The following is a 21,350-nucleotide window of genomic DNA, read 5'->3' on the forward strand; positions in this document are numbered from 1 at the left end:
ATGGTTGTTTTATTTAAATTTTTAGTAATATATACTATTAAGTCAGTATTAATTCGTTAAGAACTTTCATTAAAGATTATCAAAAAAACTTCTAAATAGGGATTGACAAGTTTTAGAGATGGAGTATTTTATGAAAAGTATATTGAGCTATTAATTTTTTATGTATAATAAATATGATAGTGAAAATATTTTTCTTTATATTATGAGGTAGCTGTTTTATTCAGAAAAAGATTTTTTTCTTACTTTGAAATTGAGTGGTTTTTATCGAGGGTTAAATGATTAATGAATTATTTGCTGCTGTACGTAGTGGAGATGCTAATCAAGTTGCGGATCTTATCAATAAAGGGGATGATGTTAATGCCAGGGACAATAGAGGCAATACTCCTCTACATTTAGCTGTTCTTGCAGATAAATTACAGGTAGTAGAAAAGCTTATAGAGAGAGGAGCTGATATTAATGCTAAGAATAATCATGGCGCTACTCCTCTGCACTGGGCTGCTCTTAATCAGAATGTCAGTATAGTAGAAAAGCTTATAGAGAAAGGGGCTAATGTTAATGAGAAGAATAAATATGACAATGTCCCTCTGCACTATGCTGCTTTTTTTAATGGTTGCTTAGGTACAGCAGAAAAGCTTATAGAGAAAGGAGCCAATGTTAATGCTAAGAACAATGATGGCGCTACTCCTCTGCATTGGGCTGCTCTTCATGATAATTTACAAGTAGCTGGTCTTTTTATAAATAAGCGTGCTAATGTTAACGCTAAAGATGAGAATGGTTGGACACCTTTGCATACTGCAGCTGCTCGTGGCAATTTGGGTGTAGTTAAGCTCATTCTTGATAAAAGTGATTATGTTGATGCTAGAGGAGCTTTAGCCGTAGCAAATACGCTTAATGAAGAAAACAGCTTAGAAATACGAAACCTTCTAGAAGAAAGAATAAGAAGAAATGAAGAAATCACCCAACATCTTAACTTGCAAGAAGAAAGCAGCTCCCTATCAACACGTGTCCATAATCGCTTCAGTATTGCACAAGAAGATGAAAATTCGTTGCAAAATGATAAGATAGGTCCTGATAAAATAGGAGTTACAAGCGGAACAAGTAAGCCATCTTCATTTATCAATATTTTTGCTTACACTACGGTAGATACTATTAAAGGTATTTTTCAGTTTGTTTCTTCTCCTTTTAAGGCAGCTATAAGTATGGAACCTTCTAAAGCTATTACAGTTCAAGGTATTGATAACAACGGTATACTTCTTTTATTAGATGTATTTATAAGGAAAATCACAGGTCAGAATTATATTTCCACAGTAGTTCAGTCTATATCACCATTAGAAGCACAGGGCTATGCATTAAATATTATAGAGGAATTTGAGAAAGTAGTAGAGCAAGCTGCATTAAAAATTGGGATATCAATGCATCGGTTAAATATTGATTGTGTAGAAATGCAGAAAGAGGTTACTGCAAAAATCACGGGTGGTAAGTTTAATGACATTTCAGGAGTTTTAAACTCATATGTAGAGCAAGCATGCCACGATAGAGAAACAGGTAAGTTAAGTCCAAAGAAGTTTAACAAATTTATGGTTGTATTTAATAAGGAACTAGATTTAATAGTAAATCAATCAATAGAGCAGATATTACACAATAGAGATAGTACATTAGAAGTTGAAGAACAGCAAATAAACTTAGAGCCTCAAAGTTATTTAAGTAATACTTCTGTTCAAGGTCATTTAATTCAGGATAGAGGTTTAATAAATCAAGGTAAGGCTTAATTCCTTAGCTTTTTGATTTCATCTAGTAAAAGGTCGGTAATTTGATCTTATAACATCAATGGGCACACCAGCCTTTGTTTTGTATGCATTCAACCAATGTGTGACTATTACGCCACCTAAAAAAATAATCATACACTGTCTTCCATAGAGGAAAATCTTTTGCTCTACTGGCAAATACCTTTCATTATGTATTGTATAACATTAATAATTGCTTATTTTGTGCTTTCTTGGCCACACCTTGTGCAACTCTTGGCTCAAGAAATTTCCATTCTTTGTCACTTACATCACCTGGATATATTTTTTACTGATCCTATCATATTATCTTCCTGATTTCCTTTCAAGATATGTTCTAAAAAGTAGAATCCGTTCAGCAGGGTGACAAAATAAGATAGAAAAGACAGCCATAGAAATAAATGGTGTCATTTCAATATGATGCTTTCTCTGTCATCCCAGTACTTGACACTGGAATGACAACATTTTTGCTTCGATATTTACACATTAGCCATGCATCTGAACGGATACAAAAGTAGAATTTAGAATTCTATCTAAAAGGATACCGAAAAAGAGCAGGAGTCCTATCTGGGAATTATTTTTAAATATGGACATGCATTGATTAGAATCGTCTGGATTGAAATTTTTGTGTTGGTGGTGAAATATGAATCCTATGGCAAGTAAAGCAATATAAAAGATGTTATTTAATGATGATAGTATACCAGCGTACAACCATGCCATTAAGGATATTAAATAAAATCTTTTCAACCAAGATTTTGTTGTATTGCCAAAATATAATGCAGTAGATTTCATTCCTAATTTCTCATCATCTTTTTTATCTTGATGAGCGTATATAGTATCATAACTAAGCGTCCAAAAGACGCATCCTATATAAAATAGCAAGGATTCTATGCTAATCTGGTTTGTTATTGCTGCTGAACCCATGAGTGATCCCATGTTGAAAGTAAACCCTAAAAACAATTGTGGCCACCAAACGTAACGCTTTAGCAAGGGATAGATAACTATCATGCACATTGAAATTATTCCAAGTATAAGAGTAGTTTTATTGGTTAATAATAAGATTACCAGGGCAATAGACAGTAACAGTGAAAGTAAAGCCAAAGCCTGCTTTATGTTTAATGCACCACTTGCAAGTGGCCTATATTTTGTTCGTTCAACATGTGCATCTATTTCTCTATCGAAGATATCATTGATTATGCACCCTGCGGGTCTCATTAAAAATGCACCTATAGTAAACAAAACAAGGAGAAAAAGAGCCTGATACGATAGAGAAGTTGAGGCTAAGAGAATGCCGCTTAAGCTAGAAAATAGCACAAGCCATAAACCTGTTAAACTGTGTATTCTCATTAATGAGAAATAATGGTTGAAATACATTAATTAAGTGTGATTATGTAATATTTTGCTTACATTGACAAAATTATCGAATGCTAAATCAGGCTTAAAAACTAACTCAGGTATAAATCGCAAATCAACATAACACAATATAGATTTACGTATTGACCATGCAGATTGGTTCATTTCATTAACAACAGTGCTGATATCATCATTATCATTTTGGATGTTTAATGAAGATAACACAATATATACATCTGCTTTCTTCAAATCTTTGCTTAGCTTTACATCAGATACTACTACTTTTTCATTAAGCACATTACTTTCCATTAAGACTTTTGATATTGCCCTATGTAATACCGATGCTACTTTTAGGTTTCTAATTTCCTTTTTCATATTCAACTACTATAACGTCCTTTCTTCTTGCACTAATTGATAAGCTTCCAAAATGTCTCCAACTTTAATATCGATATTACCCTCTAGCGATATTCCGCATTCAAAATTTACACCCACTTCTTTAACATCATCTTTAAATCTACGTAGTGCTTTTAACTTTCCTTCATGTACCAATTTGCTGCCACGTACTACCTTAATTAAAGAATCTTTTTTTATAACTCCATCAGTGACATAACATCCGATTATATTACCGGCTTTGGATGCATTAAATATTTGCCTTACAGATGCAGAACCAACACGAACCTCTCGTGTAACAGGCTTTAACATTTTAGTTAGATACATCCTCATGTCTTCAATAAGCTCATATATTATATTGTAAGTATGTATTTCTATACCTTTTTGTTTTGCTAATTCTCTTATTTTTGAATCCACTTTTACATTAAAAGCTAAAATTACTGCGCTTGATGCTTCTGCAAGCAGCACATCTGAATCTGTTACTCCTCCTACTGCTTTGTGTAGAATATTTAATTTCACTTGCTCTTTACCAAGCTTATCAATTGAGCTTGATATTGCTTCAATAGAACCAGTGACATCGCACTTTAAAACTACAGATAGTTCTTCTGTTTCACTATCATTACGACTGAATATATCTAAATTACTGTCGTCTAAATCTTCTTGCTTTTTCTTGATTAATTCTAACCTGTATTCAACAATTTCACGAGCCTGCCTTTCAGAGTTTACAACAACAAATTTATCTCCAGCATTTGGTACACCATTTAAACCAGTAACTTCAACTGGAGTAGAAGGTAGTGACGCTTTTTCTCTTTGACCAAGGTGATTAATCATACTGCGTACTTTGCTGTATGTTGTACCAACTATCAATATGTCACCAATCTTTAATGTTCCTTCTTCAACTATTAATGTAGCTGATATTCCTTTAGCTTTATCTATTTTGGACTCTATTACCCATCCAAGTGCTCGACAATCCTCTATGCCTTCTAGCGTCATTAATTCAGCAATTAATAAAATTGCCTCTTCTAGTTTATCTAAGTTGATTTTCTTTTTTGCTGATACTGGCACAATTATAACATCACCACCAAGTTCTTCGGGGATGAGGTCATACTGAGGCAAACTATTAATTATTCTTTCTACATCGCCAGGTTGTGATTTATCAATTTTATTAATGGCAACTATAATAGAGACATTTGCTGCTTTTGCATGGTTTATTGCTTCAACTGTTTGTTTCATGATTCCATCATCAGCTGCAACTACTATCACAACTATATTAGTAATATTGGCACCACGTGCACGCATTGCAGTAAACGCCTCATGCCCTGGTGTATCAATGAAAGTAATTTTTTGCTTATTTTTTGTCGTTAATTGATAAGCACCTATATGTTGAGTGATGCCACCTGACTCTTTTTCTGCAACATTGGATTCACGAAATGCATCAAGCAATGATGTTTTACCATGATCCACATGTCCCATAAAAGTAACGATAGGTGGTTTTGGTCTTTTAGGTAAGTTTTCTCTGTTGCTTATGAAGAGTAAATTCTTTTCTTTATCAGCATCACTTACTCGTTTAGCCGTATGATTAAATTTTTTTGCTATTTCGCATGCTATATCTGGATCTACTAGATCATCTACTCTATAGCTCTCCCCAACTTCTTCTTTGAGCATTTTTAGCACACTCTTGCTATCTTCTGCCATACGAATAGATAACTCCCTGATAGTTATTTTGTCTGGTATAATAACTTCTCTTGCTATATTTTTACCCTTAGTAAACTTTGATTGTTTACTTCTTATACCAAATTTTTGCTTAAATACAGGGAGGTGTTCATTTCTTTCATCTATTGCCTGTGTAATTACTAGCTTAGAATGCTTAGAGTATATATCTTTGCTAGCTTTAAAAGACTTTTTATCATTGTTCTCATATTCAATACTATCTTCTTTTTGTTCAACTGAGTTAGTATTACTTAAAACTTCCTTATTTATTTCTTTAGGTACAGAGTGTGATTCATTTTTATCTTCAGCTTCTTGATTGCTTTCTTCTTTTTTTATTTTCTCTTCTTGTTCTCTCTGATTCCTTTCTTTCAGCAAAGTAGCATTCTGTACAGCATTAATGCGGGAAATTTGTTCTTTTTCAGTTAAAGAGCCTAATTTACTCTCGTCAAATAAACTATATTCTTCTGCAGAATGAATTTTTCTTCTTTTTTTTACTATTGTAGTACCAGTACTTTGACTATCTAAAGAGTTTAAATTAATGTCTAATTTAAGCTTGCTTAAGCCTTGTAGGGTTAATTTTTTATTACTGATATCTTCATTATTCATATTGTTTTTATATTAATCCAAGCTTTTTACGTGCTTCTATGATTATTAAATCTGCTGTATCTTTTAGATTGTCTTTATTATTAGTTGAGGAAGAGAGTATGCTACAAAACTCATAATTTGATAAATCTGCTATGTCCTCTAAAGTTTTAATATTATGTTTACTAAGAGCAATTTTATTATCTATTGATAAGGCTAAGTTGATTACATCGTCTTCCATACCTAAATTTTTTAGCTCTTCTATTTTTCTATCATTCTCTGCTTTCAGGTAATTATTTGCTCTATTATGAAGTTCATTTGCAATATCTTCATTGAAGCCCTCTATTGAAGCAAGTTCCTTAATTGAAGTGTTAGATATATCTTCTACACTTGAAAAACCTTCTGTTACCAATAATTGGCCCATAATCTCTTCTAAGTTTAAAGCTTCAGCAAATAAAACTGAACATTGACTAAATTCTTTGTTTCTTCTTTCTGATTCTTGCTGAGTGCTTAATATCTCAATTTTCCATCCAACAAGCTCTGAAGCTAATCTTACATTCTGACCCTTTTTTCCTATAGCTAAACTCAATTGATCTTCAGCAACTATTAACTCTATACAATTTTCATTTTCGTCAATAATGACCTTTGATACTTCTGCAGGAGTAATGGCTTTAATAACAAATTGACCCAAATCTGATGAGTAATGTATGACGTCGATTTTTTCACCGTTTAATTCGTGTATAATAGTTTTTATTCTATCTCCTTTAACTCCAACGCAAGCACCTACTGGATCGATATTCTTATCAGATGAAAAAACAGCAACTTTAGATCTTGAACCAGCGTCTCTAGCTATACCTTTAATTGTTATCAATCCGTCAGCAACTTCTGGTACTTCTTGATTCAACAATGCCTCTAAAAAGCCTTCATGAGTCCTAGAAAGAATGATTTGACGTCCATCGTCAGAGCGCTTAACAGCCTGTATGTAAGCTTTAACCTTATCGCCTTCACGAAATGACTCACCACCAATTAAGTTTCGTAAAGGGAGGTATGCTCCAATTCCGTTTATGTCTATAATAAGATCTGAATATTCTACTTGTTTAACGATGCCATACCTCATTTCTCCTACCTTATCTTTAAATTCCTCATATTGCTTTTTTAACTCTTCATTTTTGATTATTTCAGAAATCTTTTGCTGGGCAATTCTTGCTGAAACAAGATCAGTGTTAAGAGAAATCAACTCACTAATAGTATCTCCAACTTTTGCATCTTCTTTTATTAACTTAGCTTGTGTCAACTTAATTAAGTCACACTCATTTTCATTTGATTCATCATTAATGACTTTTAGTTGTCTATATGAGGTAACTTTGCCTGTGTTTCTATCTATATTAACTACAATTTTACTTTTGCTACCATACTTTTGTTGAGCTACTGCTTCGATAGCACTTTTAAGTGCATTTATTATAATATTAAAATCCAAACCTTTTTGAAGTGAGAGCTCTCCCGCTGTTTTTATTACATCAAGGCTCCCAACTATGTTATTCTTGTTGCTTTTCTGCTTAACACTGCTTTTACGATTAGCAATCATATAAATAAATCCAATTTAATTAGTTATAATTATAGCTTCAACAGGTAAAGAACGCTATCTTAAATGTTAAATGATTGCTAATTTAAGTCAAGTTTTTTCATGTCTTTGTATGACAAGCAACGCCGGAGTAAAGAGTAAAGTTAAGACCGTTGCAGCCAATATTCCACTTGCTATGGTTGCTGAAATATCAACCCACCACTGGCTTGATGGAGCATCATATGTGATTTGTAGCGTAAAAAAACTGATATTTAACCTAGTAATCATAGGTATTAAACCAAGAACTGTAGTTGCAACGGTAAGTAGTATTGGCCTGATGCGAGAAATTGAAGCGTTTATTATACATTGCTTAATGTTATTTTTGCGCACCTTAATTTGCTGATGAAAGGCATCAAGCAATAGTATATTATTATTCACTATAATTCCTGCTAAAGCAATTATCCCCACTCCACACATGACAACTACAAAAACTTTCTGAATAAGAAAGAAAATGAAAAATACACATGTTGTTGATAAAAACACTGCTGTCATTACGATAAATGTATAGTATATGTTGTTAAACTGTGCCACTAGCACCAATATCATCAATGTAATTGCTAATATAAAAGCCTGTAATAAAAATGCTCCTGATTTTTGTTGATCTTCCTTATCACCTTTGAAATCAATCTTTACTCCTTTACTACAGTCTTGAGTAATCGAATTTTGAATGAACTTAACTCTTTCATCAACAAGATAGCCAGTATCAACGTCAGCAGAGATTGTTACTGTGCGTGATCCATCAATCCTACTTAGTTTATTTGCCTTTTTTTCGGGAACGTATTTCACTATGCTACTCATAGAATATGGTCCATTTGCTGTATTAATAAAAAGGTTATCTATAGTTTTCATGTTGCGATTCTTTCTGGGAAAGCGTAGTACAATATCAATTTCTTCATCTGCGTTATTTGGTCTATATTTTCCAATTAATACTCCATTTGTAACCATCTTTATAAAATCACCGATGGTTGCAACACTTACTCCAGAGCTTGTAGCCTTACTCTTATCAATACTCATATTCCACTCTATTTCAGGTGCTGATCTACTATCTTGAATATTTATAAATCCAGATGAAGGTTGGTCCATAATTTTTAGGATTTTCTCTGCTACTGAATTCAAGTTGGATGCACTTCCGCTTAAGTTAATTTGTATTGGCTTGTCAGCTGATGGTCCTGACTTTTGTTCCTGTACATCAATTATTACTCCTTTTATGTTTTGTACACTACTCCTTATATCATTTAGTATTTGCGTAGCTTTGCGCCTGCAGCGCCAATCTACAAGTTCCAATTGAATTTTGGCAATAACGTTGTCTGAAAATTTTCCTGATCGAGCATAAAAAACATAAATTTCCTTTTCAACACCCAAAATACGTTCTTCTACTTTCTTAAGTATCAAATCTCGTTCTTTGGCTGATAAGCTTTCTTTTACTTTAACGCTGATTAAAATGTTATCTGAATCTACATTCGGAAAGAACTTTAATCCAGGACCAAAAGTAAAATATAATATACTAGACAAAAATAAAACAAACACAACAACACATACAAATTTTTTGGGGTGATCTAAGACTTTCTCTAACATACGTACATAAGTTCTTATTATAAGCCCAGTATTTTTTATCTCACCACTTTCTATAGCACTCATTCTTATTATTTCTTTTTTTGAAGTTATGGAAGGTTTACCAAATATTGCACCAAGTGTTGGTATAAAAACCAAAGCCATAATTAGCGATCCAGTTAAAGTTAGAATTATTGTAATTGGTATGTACTGCATAAATTTACCGACTGTATCGGGCCAGAGTAACAGAGGGAAAAACACTGCTAATTTAGTCAATGTTGATGATAAAACTGGATAAAACATATCATGAACTGAGGTGCAAAAGGCTTCTACTTTATCCATGCCACAAATCATCTTTCTATCAGCATATTCGCTGATTACAATTGCATCATCAACCAGCATGCCAACTGCCATAATTAAACTGAAGAGCACAACTATATTTAGAGTAATACCCATGAGGTAAAGAGCCATTATTCCTATTAGAAAGGAGCCAGGTATTGATAGTGCAACAAGAATAGCAGCCCTTGTTCCCATAAAGAGCATTATTATGGTTAATATTAGTAATACGGCAAATATTATACCATTTTCCAAGTCGTCAAGCACATCACGTACATTTTTTGACTGGTCATTCAAATAAACTACTTTTAAATTTTCAGGTAATTGATCTTTTGCTTTGTCCATTAAGTATTTTACTTGATTTACCGTGTCTATTATGTTTTTTCCATTACGTTTTGAAATTTCTAGTACAATGCTAGGTAGTCCATTAATACGAGCAAATCCTTGGTGATCCTCAAACCCAAGGTATACTTTTGCTATATCTTTGATTCTCAAAACTGCATCACTTTGAGATCTAATAGGAATATTCATAATATCTTCTATGTCTTTTAATAACCCTGATATTTTAATCGAATATTTACCGGTATCATTTTCTAGTGATCCGGCTCCTACCAATCTGTTGTTGTTTGATATAGCTTGAAATATCTCATTTGATTGAATGTTATATTTTGTTAGAACTGTGGGCTCAATTATAACTTCCACTGTTTCTTTACGCATACCTGCTACTTCAACTTTAAGAACATTTGGCAGAGATTCTATTTCTTTCTTTAGTTTGCGTGCTATTTCAGTTAAAGTTCTTTCCGGCAAATTACCAATCAAGCCAACGTTTAGTATCGGAAATAAGCTCAAGTCTATTTCATTGATTATCGGAGATTCTGCTTCAATAGGTAATTTTGATTTTATGTTTAAAAGCTTTGAACGGACATTATCGAGCACTTCTTTATTATTATACTCTGTTCTAAATTCGATTATCATGTGAGCACCATCATTAGTTGCAAAAGCTCTCAATTCTTTTACACCTTCGATGGATCTTAGTTCATTTTCTATAGGAAGCACTAATAGCTTTTCACTATCCTCGACAGAAATACCAGGAAACCCGACAAATACACTAATTATAGGAATCTGTATATCAGGATTGCTTTCTCTTGGCATCTTTATATAAGTGTATGAGCCGAAGGTAAAAATCACGATAAGCAATAATATTACTGTTCTATTCCTCTCTACAAGTAAGCTTTTCATGCCAAACATTATACGTATTTATATCATATTATAGCTAAGATAAATTATATATTAATTAATCCTCATATAGCTTTATGTAAATGATTAAAATTTTTACAATTTTGCAAGCGTAAGAAAATTTCTATATAATATGACTTTAGTATGGTATTTGAGGGATTATTATGGTAGCAGTTTTAAATGTGACAGAAGGCAAGAATAAAGTGATCGTATCTGGGTTGGTTGGTGTTTCATCAACTTTAGTATTTTTAACAGTGATTCACATTGCTGCAAAGATAGCCATTATAGTTACTGCTGCTGCAGTTACTTACGCATTACTTTCATTGCTTAATAAAGCAGGAGCTAAGTCTGTTAAAACTGATGATATGTCAGAAGATGAAGGGTATAGCAGTGTTGATGAAGGTGAAGAAAAAGATACCGTAAAAGAACCAAAAAGAACTGAAACTGAGCTAGAAGAAGAATTAAAAAATAAAAGGGCAGAAGAAGAAATGAAAAATGGACTACCTAAACATATGGATTTCAAAGGTAATTCACTTTCTAAAAGTGCTGATACTACAGATAGTCATTTCGTTTCTAGTGCTACAAATATTGTTATGGAACCTTTACCTAAACACATGGATGCACTTGGTAATCCACTTCCTGAGCAGCCACCGAGCAACCTTACCAATATAGGGCTTGGATCATCTAAAAGTACGCAGAAACTATCTGCTGCAGACTTGCTATTACAGTATGGGAATGTAAATAATGATGTGAGGAAAGTGCTAGAATGGCCAATTACCTCAAAGGAGTTTAATGGATTAGGGTTTAACAGGTAGTTGCTATATCAAACTCTCCATCTTATATTGAGGATCAGATGCAATGCCATACACTCTATTTGGCGGAGCAATTTTGTTCTCTATACCAAAAACTATACCTTCAATTATTGCTGTGAGTACTTTTTCAAGGTTACAATCTGCTCCAGGAACACGGTGCTCTAGGCGGCATCTTTTGGAATCGTTGCCAAAATAGGGAATTCTTATCGCAGCAGTTCTGTTATTCACTCCCCAACTAATCGTAGTTGGAGTATGAATATCTGGGTACTGAAATCTTAAATATGAATCATCATTTGGAGCAAAAAACAACATATGTTTTTTCATCATTGCACATAATCCACCTATGCTGTGAATCAGGTGGTCACTATATTTTTGCTTATTGCCATAAAATAAGTTATTATTATTTGAATCCATGAGGCTAACATGTACATTTAGTGCGCTGCCTGCTCTATCCAAATAAGGTTTTGCTTTAAAAGAAACATTACCATCGAACTCTTGTGCTGTTCCAATCAGTAATTTTTTTACTAACTCAAAATGCATAATTAAATTATCAGGACTCGTATAACAATCACTTTTTATCTCGTATTGGTTTAAAGAACTCTCTTTCTCACAAAAAAATCCAAGAGAAGCTATTTTATTTTTGATGCTATTCAGAAATAAATATTCTTTTTTTATTCCCTCAGTGTAAAACTCCAGTTCAATACCGAATACAGTATTATGACTCAAATTACTTAATATAATCACAAATTTACTTCAATAAATTTATACTAAATCAGCTATATTTATACAAGTACTTTACTTATTTATCAGTAAATTTAATATCTTATTTATACATAATATATTACTATTTTTTAATAACATACTTCTAATCCTCGGTACAAGCGACATTTACAAATTGATTGTTTTTATTTCAAAAAAATGATCAATTTTAGTGCTTTTATACTCTTTACAACTCGTCAAAAAATCCTCATAATTTTAGATATGTATTAAGTAGTGTTAGCTTTTTATCTTACAGTAAGCTATTGATTATCTTGCATCTTTCTGATTATTGTTCTTTCTTGGTGTGGTATATGAACTTAACTAACCCTAAGGTTTCTACTATGTTTTTTGATCAGATTATTACAGTAACGGACCACAATGTTACTTGGGAAAAAATCCAAAATTATCTCCATAATCTCTATGGAGAAGCAACATATAACAGCTGGCTGAGTTCACTAAGATTTATCAGCAACAGAAATGGAGAAGTTTTGTTGTCTGTACCAACAAGATTTATAAAGGAGTGGATTACAGTTCACTACATGGAAAAAATATTGTCATTATGGCAAAGCGAAGATCAAAGTGTATGTTCTATTGATATTCAATTAATTGAAGAAAGAAATTCAAATTCTAATACGATACTAAAAAATAGAGAGGAAAATAATCATAATCTTGGTTCACCACTAGATACCAGATTCACTTTTGATAATTTTGTGGTAGGAAAGTCAAATGAGTTAGCATTTACAGCGGCAAAGCGTGTAGCGGAATCTATAGATCCAATATCAGGAATCAACCCTTTATTTCTATATGGTGGAGTGGGACTTGGTAAAACACATTTAATGCATGCTATAGCTTGGGACATAGTCAATTCTCCGTCAGCAAAAAGAAAAGTGGTATATTTATCAGCAGAGAAATTTATGTATCAATATATTACGGCGCTGCGGAGCAAAGATATTATGTTATTTAAAGAGCAATTTAGATCAGTAGATGTATTGATGGTAGATGATGTGCAATTTATCAGTGGTAAAGATAGTACACAAGAAGAATTTTTTCACACTTTCAATGCATTGATAGACCAAAATAAACAATTGGTTATATCAGCTGATAGGTCTCCTAGTGATCTTGATGGAGTAGAAGAAAGAATAAAATCACGACTTGGTTGGGGATTAGTTGCAGATATTAATGAAACAACTTTTGAATTAAGACTTGGTATATTGCAGGCGAAAGTGGAACGAATGAATATGTATGTTCCAAAGGATGTCCTAGAATTTTTGGCAAGGAATATAAAATCCAATATAAGAGAACTAGAAGGAGCATTAAATAAGGTTGCTCATACCTCTTTAATTGGAAGAAGCATGACAGTAGAATCAGCTAGTGAGACCCTAATTGATCTTCTTAGGTCAAATCATAGGTCAATCACAATAGAAGAAATACAGAAAAAAATAGCTGAATTTTTCAATATAAAGATTGCAGATATGCAATCTAATAGAAGGCTCCGCAGTCTTGCGAGGCCGAGACAAATAGCTATGTATTTCGCAAAGAAGTTTACGCAAAAAAGTTTACCAGATATTGGAAGAAATTTTGGTGGTAGAGATCATGCTACTGTTATACACGCAGTCAAACAAGTGGAAAATTTCATAAGAACTGACCCAAAATTTGCTGATGAAATCAATCGATTAAAAAAGATGTTTAAGTAGCACTTTATTAATGACAACCAGGCTGTTTTCATTTTTTTGATCAAATATCTTTTTCAAGTAGATTAAGTAAATCAAAGATCATTATTAGTATAAGCTAAGAGAAAATAGCTAGTCGATTGCTTAAAAAGTATATAAAATCACAATTTAAGTAGTAAATATGGCAATTAGACTTATTCCAGATAATCTTGATATAAAATTTAGTAAATATAGAAATTTGACAGCACTTGTTAGCGTTATTCTTATCATTTTTTCAATGCTTACTTTTATGCTGCGAGGAATGAATTTGGGTATAGACTTTACAGGTGGAATTTTGATAGAGATAAAATCTTCAAGCAAGGATGATGCTATTCTCGGTATATTAAAAGAGAGTGGATTTACGATACAGAGTTCAAAAGCTGGTGATAACTTAGTTGTGCGGTTTAAAGATGAGGGAGATGAAGATAAAATTAAAAAGGTTAAAAGTATATTAGAGAGCAAATTAGGTAATTTAGTAACTTATCGCAAAATAGATTATGTTGGTCCACAAATAGGCTCAACGCAGATATTTGAAGGGATATCAGCCATGTTAATTGCAATTATTGGAATATTTTTTTATGTTTGGCTTAGATTTAACTGGCAGTGTGGACTTGGTGGAATAATGGCACTGATCCATGATGTGATTTTAACTCTTGGCTTTATCAGTTTAACGAGTATTGAGTTTAATATTTCATCAGTTGCAGCTCTCCTTACCGTAATTGGCTACTCAATCAATAACTCAGTGGTTATATATGATCGGATTCGAGAGTATCAAAAAAGTGGAAAAAATGCAAAAATAGGTGAAGTAGTTGATGCCAGCATTAATTCGACGCTATTTCGCACTATGTTAACTTCAGGTACTACTCTTCTTGCCGCTCTTCCTTTAGTGCTGATTTGTACAGGTGTGGTCAGAGACTTCTGCTTAATCATTTCTTTTGGCATTGCAATCGGCACCTGTTCCGCAATATTTATCTCTGCTCCTATATTGACCTGCAGAGCGTTGATAAGTAGAGTATAGAACGTTTAACTACGATATAATATTAGCTTGTTATCCCTAATAGTGAAATGAAAATATCTCAAAAAGCTCATACCAAGTAATGAATGGGACATAGAGTGAGTATTAACACTAGCGTGCACATCATTAATTAAAAAATTTCCTATTTTAACTTGAGGTATTTGAACCACTCCAGCTTTTATTTGACCTTTTGCAGTTTCATATATTTTAAAGTCTTGAATGTTTTGTAAGTTAATACCAGCATGTAACGCATCTTTTTGCGATAGAACAATATCAGTTGCTCCGGTATCAAGCAAAAACGTTATATTACGATCATTGACTTGAGCTTGAATATAAAAGTGTCCATCGTATGACTTTGTAAATTCAATACTTCCGCCATTTTGAACCCTTCCTTTGTACGGTAGAAAAGTGCTCAGAAACCTATTGCTTAGTTTATCCCCTTGTGAATCAATAAACATTGCAGTAATGACTATTATCAGTAGCCAAATAACTAGATTTTTTGCTGCATTCATATTATTAAAATTTGAAGCCATAAGAGTAAATTTTTAAGATTAGCGTTAAAAGCTATTATTAAAAATAAGTAAATTTTATTGTTTTAGTACAATATTTAATATATACTTTAAGGAGGTATGTTCGATTTAATTTCATGTCAGAAGCAAAAAATTTAATTTTAGCAACAATTCTTTCTATATTGATTATAGTATTATGGCATATTATTTATGATAATTTTCTTAACACGAGTCAAAGCCAACCATCGATTGAAAATATTGAACATATCGAATCTTCTAACGACCTTGCTCCTATGATATACCAAAATCGTTCTGAAATTATTAATTCTACTAGAGAACAGAGAGTTAATTTAACCAATAACATGCTTGAAGGATCAATTTCTCTAAAAGGTGCAAGGTTTGATGACTTAATCTTAACTAACTACCACTTAGAACCGAGTTCTTCTTCTCCACAAGTGGTGTTACTGTCACCTGCAGAATCAAAAGATGTATATTTCGCAGAATTTGGGTGGCTCGATCCGAATGAAAAGATTAAAGTTCCAGATTCTAAAACAGTATGGCAAGCAGATAAACTCAATCAAAAAGAGGTCAATTTATTTTGGGATAATGAAAATGGCATTTTATTTAGAATGAAAATTAGCCTTGACGATAACTACATGTTTAAAGTTGAGCAAATTATTGAAAACAATACAAAAGATAATGTAGTTTTGGTTCCCTATGGTAAAATCAATCGTAAACGTGATAATATTAACGAATCCTATTGGATATCACATGAAGGAGTACTAGGTGCATTTAACAATAAGCTAGAGGAGTGGACATATAAGGATATTTCTAAGAAGCGTTTAATAAAGGCAAGCACGAGTGAAAAAAATTGGTTTGGTTTTGCTGATAAATACTGGCTTACAGCCATCATACCTGAGAAATCTGATCAAATAAATGTAAGTATTAAGCATACGAATGTTAATAACGTTGATAAGTTTCAAGTAGATTTTGTTAAACCTTACAAACACATACTCCCTGGTGCAAGTGTTTCTACTCTGAACTACTTTTTTGCTGGGGCAAAGAAATTGAATTTACTTGATTCTTATAAAGACACTCTTAATATACCTTTATTTGATAAGGCTGTAGATTTTGGTGTACTTTATTTTATAACCAAGCCAGTGTTTTTACTGCTTGAATATTTTAACTTTGTTTTGAAAAATTTTGGCTTAGCAATATTATTGCTAACTTTAGTAATCAAACTTTTGATGCTTCCCTTGTCTAATAGATCATATATTTCAATGTTTAAGGTAAAAAGCCTTCAGCCTGAATTAACTCGTATAAAAGAGTTGTATAAAAGTGACAGCTTAAAGCAGCATAAAGAGACAATAGCGTTGTTCAAGAGAAACAATGTAAATCCAATGTCGAGCATTTTCCCTATGCTCATACAAATACCAGTATTTTTTGCTCTGTATAAAGTATTATTTGTTACTATAGAGATGAGACACGCCCCTTTTTATTTATGGATTAAGGATCTTTCAGCTTCTGATCCAACAAACATTTTTACATTATTTGGGTTGTTTAATTATAACTTTCCTATTTCTATAGGCATTTTACCTATAATTTTCGGCGCTACCATGATAATTCAGCAGAAGCTAAGTGAGAAAAGTAAAGATGATATTCAAGTAAATGTTATGAAGTTTTTACCTTACATTTCTGTCTTTATTTTTTCTTCTTTTCCTGCCGGCCTGGTAATATATTGGATATTTAGTAATATTATAACTCTGGTTCAACAATCATTAATAAAGTTGCTTTTAACAAGAAAAGTAGGAATGAATGTCGAAAATACTAATAGTTAATTCAGTTTATTATACTGAAATAGCAAACCTTTTGCTTGAGGGTGCAACTGATAAATTCAAAGGAAATAATATTGGTTACGAGATAATTAAAGCGCCTGGTACGTTTGAGATACCAGCTGCAATTCTTTTTGCGGTCAAAGGCAAGAATACTAATTATGATGGTTATTTAGCTCTTGGATGTGTAATTCGTGGTGAAACTGATCATTATAAATACGTTTGTAAAGGAGTAATCGAAGGCTTAAATGCAATTGTTATGCATCATGCAATACCTCTTGGTATGGGAATAATCACAGCAGATAGTAAAGATAAAGCACTAATTAGAGCTGACAAAAATAAAAAGAACGTTGGTGGCCATGCAGCCTCAACTGTTTTGCATATGATAGATCTACACAATAAATTAAAATAATGGAGGAAAAACCAGTAGATAAAAAGTGGCGCATAAAAAGAAGTACGGCAAGATTTTTTGTTGTACAAGTTGCTTACTCAAATATTTTCGTAGGTTACAACAAAAGCACTTTTAAATTGGAAAATTGTGAACTTAAGGACTACATAAGTACGTTGAAAGATATATTTGAATGTGAAGAATTTGAACATCAGTTCTTAGAAAACTTGTTATGTAAGGTTATAAAAAGCAGTGAAGAATATGATAAAATAATAGAGTCTTATTTACACCCAAGCTGGTCACTTTCACGATTAAATCTTATAAGCTTATCTATTTTGCGTGTTGCAGTATGTGAGTTAATTGATTTTGATACACCAGCACCAATTGTTATTAATGAATATACTAACATTGCATCTGATTTACTTGATGCTCCAAACAAAATTGGCTTTATTAATGGGTTGTTAGATAAGGTAAAGGATGCAGTCAGACTAAATAAAAATCCTTAGCAAATTTCTTACAAGTATGTGAATATCTATTTTTTGAGACAGTTTCTACAATAAGTTTAAGTCATTAACACTAAAAAATGAAGGGAAGACTTATTCCTTTTATACTTGGCTGATTAATAATCTTTCTGGCTTTTCGTGTTCAACTTTTGGTGACTTAACAATTGAGCTTGGCACAAATTCGATGGTTAGTTCTTGAACATTATTTTCTTCAACGTTTAAACCTAACGTTTTTAACTCCTGTCCACAATTTATCTGTTCAAATGTACTATCCCCTTTCTTCTTGTATAGCTGATGTATATCAAGGAGTTTAGTGTTGCCAAGCAAGATTGGATCAGGATTACCAATATATCTGATCTGACCATAACTCTCAGCTTTGAATACTTCGCCTTTTGAGTTAGTAAAATCTATAGTATATTCACCATTTTCGTTCTTATAGTTCTTTTCAATAAATTCAAGATCTTTATTTGTTACCTGCAACATCAGGTATCTTTGAGAGCTACCAGCAACAATTCTCGGAGCTTTAAGTTCAGATATTTCATTATTTTTCATGAAGGAATATATTGCTAAACTAATCAGTGCAACAGTAACAAATGCTAAAACACTCATTCCAAGTGGTGTAGCTGCAAAAGCTGCAAGTGGAGCAAGTATATAAGTTGAAGACATCAAATATGGTGATGAAAGTGCTACTGCTGCGCCTATAACATACAGAGAAGTAAGTACTAAAAGTGCAGTATTTGTTTTGTGACGGTGGTTTTTAAAAATTAACATAATTGCCTCATTTAAATTAATTAAAGTTGTATGTAAAGAATTATTATTGTCAACTTATAAACAATAAATTATCTACCGCTTGAGCCAAAGCCCCCTTCATTGCGGACGGTTTCTTCTGTGCAGAATTCTTCTCTGTCATCCCAAATTACCTGAGATACAGGAGTGATGAGGATTTGTGCGATTCTATCTCCTCTTTTTATTTCATATGGCTGATTACTTAGATTGATTAGGCAAACTTTAACTTCACCTCGATAATCGGAGTCTATAGTGCCCGGAGAATTTAAGACAGTGATTCCATGTTTTGCAGCAAGCCCAGAACGTGGGCGAACTTGTCCTTCAAAACCGTTTGGTATTGCAATCACAATGCCAGTTGGAATAAGTAACCTTTCAAGTGGATTTAAAATAATAGAGTCGTCCAATGCAGCATAAAGATCCATGCCAGCACTCTGCATAGTTGCATAACAGGGAAGAGGCAAGCTTTTGCCATGTGATAACTTTTTTACTTCTACTTTAATTTTATCTCTTTGCATTTTTATTCACCAGTTATGAAAATTTGATTGTAGCATGTAAATTATGCCTGTAAAAGATAAGAAAACTACTTGACAAATCTTTCAGCTTACTTACTATAAAATTCAAAGTGTTTTATTACCTTCAATCTGTTCAGATTAAACGACAAAAGTATTATACAGTTGGCGTCTTATAAATCTTTCCGCTATGTGCACTTTATGTCTTCACAATAATTTCTACCTAATATAAGCTGAAACGGGCTTATAAAACGTTTAAAACAGTACGTTTGTATAGAGGGTGTCATTCCAGCGCGTGACGCTGGTTCCTGGATCTCAGTGTCTGGGCACTGGGATGAGAAAAAAGGGGCTACTTGAATGACACCTTATGTTCCAGCACGTGACACATAATTGTACGAACATTCATTTTTGAATACAGCAAATGGTCAATGCCCAGACACTGGCATCCAGAAATTTTATTAGGTTGGTAAGCACAAAAGTAGTTGCTTTATGCTAAAACACAACGGTTGAAAGACTCGATTCCAGCGTCACGCGCTGGAATGACATCAAAGGGGCTACTTGAATGACATACTTGAATTTACGCTATAAAGTGAACCGGTTTGGTGTGCTGCTGTTGTTTGCAGTATTGTAGTGCTAATTTTTTACTTCGGTAGTCTTTTTATTGTCATTATAATTATAAGAATAGTTGAGGCCAATTAATATGAAAACTTTTACGAAAAATTTTAAAGGTAAGGAAAGAAGGCTAGAAGAGTTCAATGAGAAAGTTGAAGACATATCAGCTGTAGCTCAAGATAAGTTTGCACATGAACTTGAAAATATCGCATATGAAAGTGTGCAGAAATTTCGCAGTCTACTTGCTAAAGAGATAAACTCCACTTTCAATAACATTCATTCTCAGAATGTCAATCTACTAAAATCCTGCTTAGTAAACTTGATCAATAAAAAAGGAGAAACAGCGTTAATACGTTCTCTTCTCAATATACTTGTACGATAGAGTTGCTGCTGCAATTTAATATTAAGTGATAACTAAAATAAGTAAGATTTTTTATGGATAAGTCTTACTTATTTTAGCTATATATAGAAAAGGAGGGTTGTTATGTCAACAAGACTAAAGTATCCAATTATAAATATACAACGTAAGTCTAAGCCTAAATCTTTTCCAGTAACTTTAGGAGAGGTTAAATCTTTTTTACGAATTGAAAATGATCAAGATGATAAGTTGATTTCAAGTTTTATTTTTATGGCAACTGATTATGCTCAGTGGCATATGGAAAAGTCTCTAGTAAAGCAAACGTGGCAAGTTTCATATGAAGGTTATATACCTCGTAGAATCTATTTAAGCTATGGTCCTGTGAATAAAATAATATTGGCTACTGATAAAAATCGAAAACTTAGTTATTATTTTAGTGATGTAGGGAGCTATATTGAATTTTTCAATTATTTGAACATAATAAGGGCTGATGTTGTATACGAAGCTGGCTATGACAGCGTTCCTGAGCAAATAAAGCTAGGTATTATGCAGCATGTTTCTGCTCTTTATAAAAATCGTGAATCAGAGGTAAGTAGCCATTTATCTGAGGTAAAGAAGGTGTATTCTCCATTTCGCGAACCAAAGGTTGTTTTGTAGTTCCTGTTTGTCATTCAATAGCAGATACAACAGATGGTGTCATACCAGTACTTGGATCAAGATTGCGAGTAATGAATTGGGTTTTGTGAGTATGGGTTTTGCATTATAGAATGAAGTGTTTTTGGTTAAGAAAACTGGATTCCAGTGCTTACTGTACAAAAATTGTAACTTAATTCCATAAGGGAAGGTGTCATTCCAGCGCTTACTGTAAAAACATTGTAACTTAATTCCATAAAGGAAGGTGTCATCCCAGTACTGGGATCCAGGAAAATTGATTCTAAATGAGCAAACATTTTCAATAAAATGACCAACAAGAAAAATAGTTAGGTAAAGCTGGATCC

Annotated in this window: 18 protein-coding genes; 9 read left to right on the forward strand and 9 right to left on the reverse strand. The window is 32.8% G+C overall.

Going from position 1 to position 21,350, the window contains the following annotated elements:
* Positions 1 to 275: 275 nt before the first annotated feature.
* Positions 276 to 1,769 carry an ankyrin repeat domain-containing protein gene (locus OPR30_RS02360; RefSeq protein WP_265031027.1) on the forward strand — a complete coding sequence of 498 codons (1,494 nt, stop codon included), beginning with the start codon at positions 276 to 278 and terminating at the stop codon, positions 1,767 to 1,769.
* Between the two features lie 498 nt (positions 1,770 to 2,267).
* Here the strand turns inward: OPR30_RS02360 and ubiA are convergent, their stop codons facing one another.
* From ubiA to OPR30_RS02385, 5 genes are all read right to left on the reverse strand, one after another.
* Positions 2,268 to 3,155, reverse strand: a complete 888-nt coding sequence (gene ubiA / locus OPR30_RS02365) for a 4-hydroxybenzoate octaprenyltransferase (RefSeq protein WP_007302787.1) — start codon at positions 3,153 to 3,155, stop codon at positions 2,268 to 2,270.
* A gap of 3 nt (positions 3,156 to 3,158) precedes the next feature.
* Positions 3,159 to 3,509 (reverse strand): ribosome-binding factor A, encoded by a 351-nt coding sequence (locus OPR30_RS02370; RefSeq protein WP_264374680.1) that lies wholly within the window; start codon positions 3,507 to 3,509, stop codon positions 3,159 to 3,161.
* Positions 3,510 to 3,518: 9 nt separating this feature from the next.
* Complete coding sequence (gene infB / locus OPR30_RS02375; RefSeq protein ID WP_264374681.1) at positions 3,519 to 5,840, reverse strand: translation initiation factor IF-2; 2,322 nt, start codon at positions 5,838 to 5,840, stop codon at positions 3,519 to 3,521.
* A 7-nt stretch (positions 5,841 to 5,847) separates the two neighbouring features.
* On the reverse strand, positions 5,848 to 7,401 hold the full coding sequence (gene nusA, locus OPR30_RS02380; RefSeq protein WP_010407241.1) for a transcription termination factor NusA: 1,554 nt from the start codon (positions 7,399 to 7,401) through the stop codon (positions 5,848 to 5,850).
* Between the two features lie 87 nt (positions 7,402 to 7,488).
* Positions 7,489 to 10,563, reverse strand: a complete 3,075-nt coding sequence (locus OPR30_RS02385) for an efflux RND transporter permease subunit (protein ID WP_265031028.1) — start codon at positions 10,561 to 10,563, stop codon at positions 7,489 to 7,491.
* Positions 10,564 to 10,724: 161 nt separating this feature from the next.
* On the opposite strand from OPR30_RS02385, the gene OPR30_RS02390 reads away from it, so the two are divergent.
* On the forward strand, positions 10,725 to 11,375 hold the full coding sequence (locus tag OPR30_RS02390; RefSeq protein WP_265031029.1) for a hypothetical protein: 651 nt from the start codon (positions 10,725 to 10,727) through the stop codon (positions 11,373 to 11,375).
* Between the two features lie 3 nt (positions 11,376 to 11,378).
* On the opposite strand, the gene OPR30_RS02395 is transcribed toward OPR30_RS02390, so the two are convergent.
* Entirely contained in the window at positions 11,379 to 12,116 is a 738-nt protein-coding gene (locus OPR30_RS02395; RefSeq protein WP_007302792.1) for a type I glutamate--ammonia ligase, read from the reverse strand.
* A 326-nt stretch (positions 12,117 to 12,442) separates the two neighbouring features.
* Here OPR30_RS02395 and dnaA point away from each other — a divergent pair, with 326 nt between their 5' ends.
* Both dnaA and secF read left to right on the forward strand, forming a co-directional pair.
* Positions 12,443 to 13,825, forward strand: a complete 1,383-nt coding sequence (dnaA, locus tag OPR30_RS02400; RefSeq protein ID WP_265031030.1) for a chromosomal replication initiator protein DnaA — start codon at positions 12,443 to 12,445, stop codon at positions 13,823 to 13,825.
* Between the two features lie 157 nt (positions 13,826 to 13,982).
* The gene (secF, locus tag OPR30_RS02405) at positions 13,983 to 14,858 is read left to right on the forward strand and encodes a protein translocase subunit SecF (protein WP_010401100.1); all 876 of its coding nucleotides are present in this window, start codon (positions 13,983 to 13,985) and stop codon (positions 14,856 to 14,858) included.
* A 5-nt stretch (positions 14,859 to 14,863) separates the two neighbouring features.
* Here the strand turns inward: secF and OPR30_RS02410 are convergent, their stop codons facing one another.
* Complete coding sequence (locus tag OPR30_RS02410; RefSeq protein ID WP_010401102.1) at positions 14,864 to 15,388, reverse strand: TIGR02281 family clan AA aspartic protease; 525 nt, start codon at positions 15,386 to 15,388, stop codon at positions 14,864 to 14,866.
* A 113-nt stretch (positions 15,389 to 15,501) separates the two neighbouring features.
* Here OPR30_RS02410 and yidC point away from each other — a divergent pair, with 113 nt between their 5' ends.
* The 3 genes from yidC to nusB are packed head-to-tail and all read left to right on the forward strand — an operon-like array spanning position 15,502 to position 18,090.
* Positions 15,502 to 17,202 carry a membrane protein insertase YidC gene (gene yidC / locus OPR30_RS02415; protein WP_264374685.1) on the forward strand — a complete coding sequence of 567 codons (1,701 nt, stop codon included), beginning with the start codon at positions 15,502 to 15,504 and terminating at the stop codon, positions 17,200 to 17,202.
* Positions 17,180 to 17,608 carry a 6,7-dimethyl-8-ribityllumazine synthase gene (locus tag OPR30_RS02420; protein WP_007302797.1) on the forward strand — a complete coding sequence of 143 codons (429 nt, stop codon included), beginning with the start codon at positions 17,180 to 17,182 and terminating at the stop codon, positions 17,606 to 17,608. Before yidC ends, OPR30_RS02420 begins: the two co-directional genes overlap by 23 nt.
* Entirely contained in the window at positions 17,608 to 18,090 is a 483-nt protein-coding gene (nusB, locus tag OPR30_RS02425; protein ID WP_064085381.1) for a transcription antitermination factor NusB, read from the forward strand. Before OPR30_RS02420 ends, nusB begins: the two co-directional genes overlap by 1 nt.
* Positions 18,091 to 18,189: 99 nt before the next feature.
* On the opposite strand, the gene OPR30_RS02430 is transcribed toward nusB, so the two are convergent.
* Together OPR30_RS02430 and dut are read right to left on the reverse strand one after the other, a co-directional pair.
* Positions 18,190 to 18,858 carry a hypothetical protein gene (locus OPR30_RS02430; protein WP_265031031.1) on the reverse strand — a complete coding sequence of 223 codons (669 nt, stop codon included), beginning with the start codon at positions 18,856 to 18,858 and terminating at the stop codon, positions 18,190 to 18,192.
* 68 nt (positions 18,859 to 18,926) lie between these two features.
* Positions 18,927 to 19,388 carry a dUTP diphosphatase gene (gene dut, locus OPR30_RS02435; protein WP_265031032.1) on the reverse strand — a complete coding sequence of 154 codons (462 nt, stop codon included), beginning with the start codon at positions 19,386 to 19,388 and terminating at the stop codon, positions 18,927 to 18,929.
* Positions 19,389 to 20,082: 694 nt separating this feature from the next.
* Between dut and OPR30_RS02440 the strand changes: the two genes are divergently transcribed.
* Positions 20,083 to 20,376 (forward strand): hypothetical protein, encoded by a 294-nt coding sequence (locus tag OPR30_RS02440; RefSeq protein ID WP_265031033.1) that lies wholly within the window; start codon positions 20,083 to 20,085, stop codon positions 20,374 to 20,376.
* A gap of 102 nt (positions 20,377 to 20,478) precedes the next feature.
* A complete protein-coding gene (locus OPR30_RS02445; RefSeq protein WP_265031034.1) occupies positions 20,479 to 21,009 on the forward strand; it encodes a head-tail connector protein in 531 nt (176 codons plus the stop codon).
* The last annotated feature ends 341 nt before the right edge of the window (positions 21,010 to 21,350 follow it).

Origin of the sequence: Wolbachia endosymbiont (group B) of Athalia cordata, assembly GCF_947251845.1 — a bacterium.
Lineage (GTDB): Bacteria > Pseudomonadota > Alphaproteobacteria > Rickettsiales > Anaplasmataceae > Wolbachia.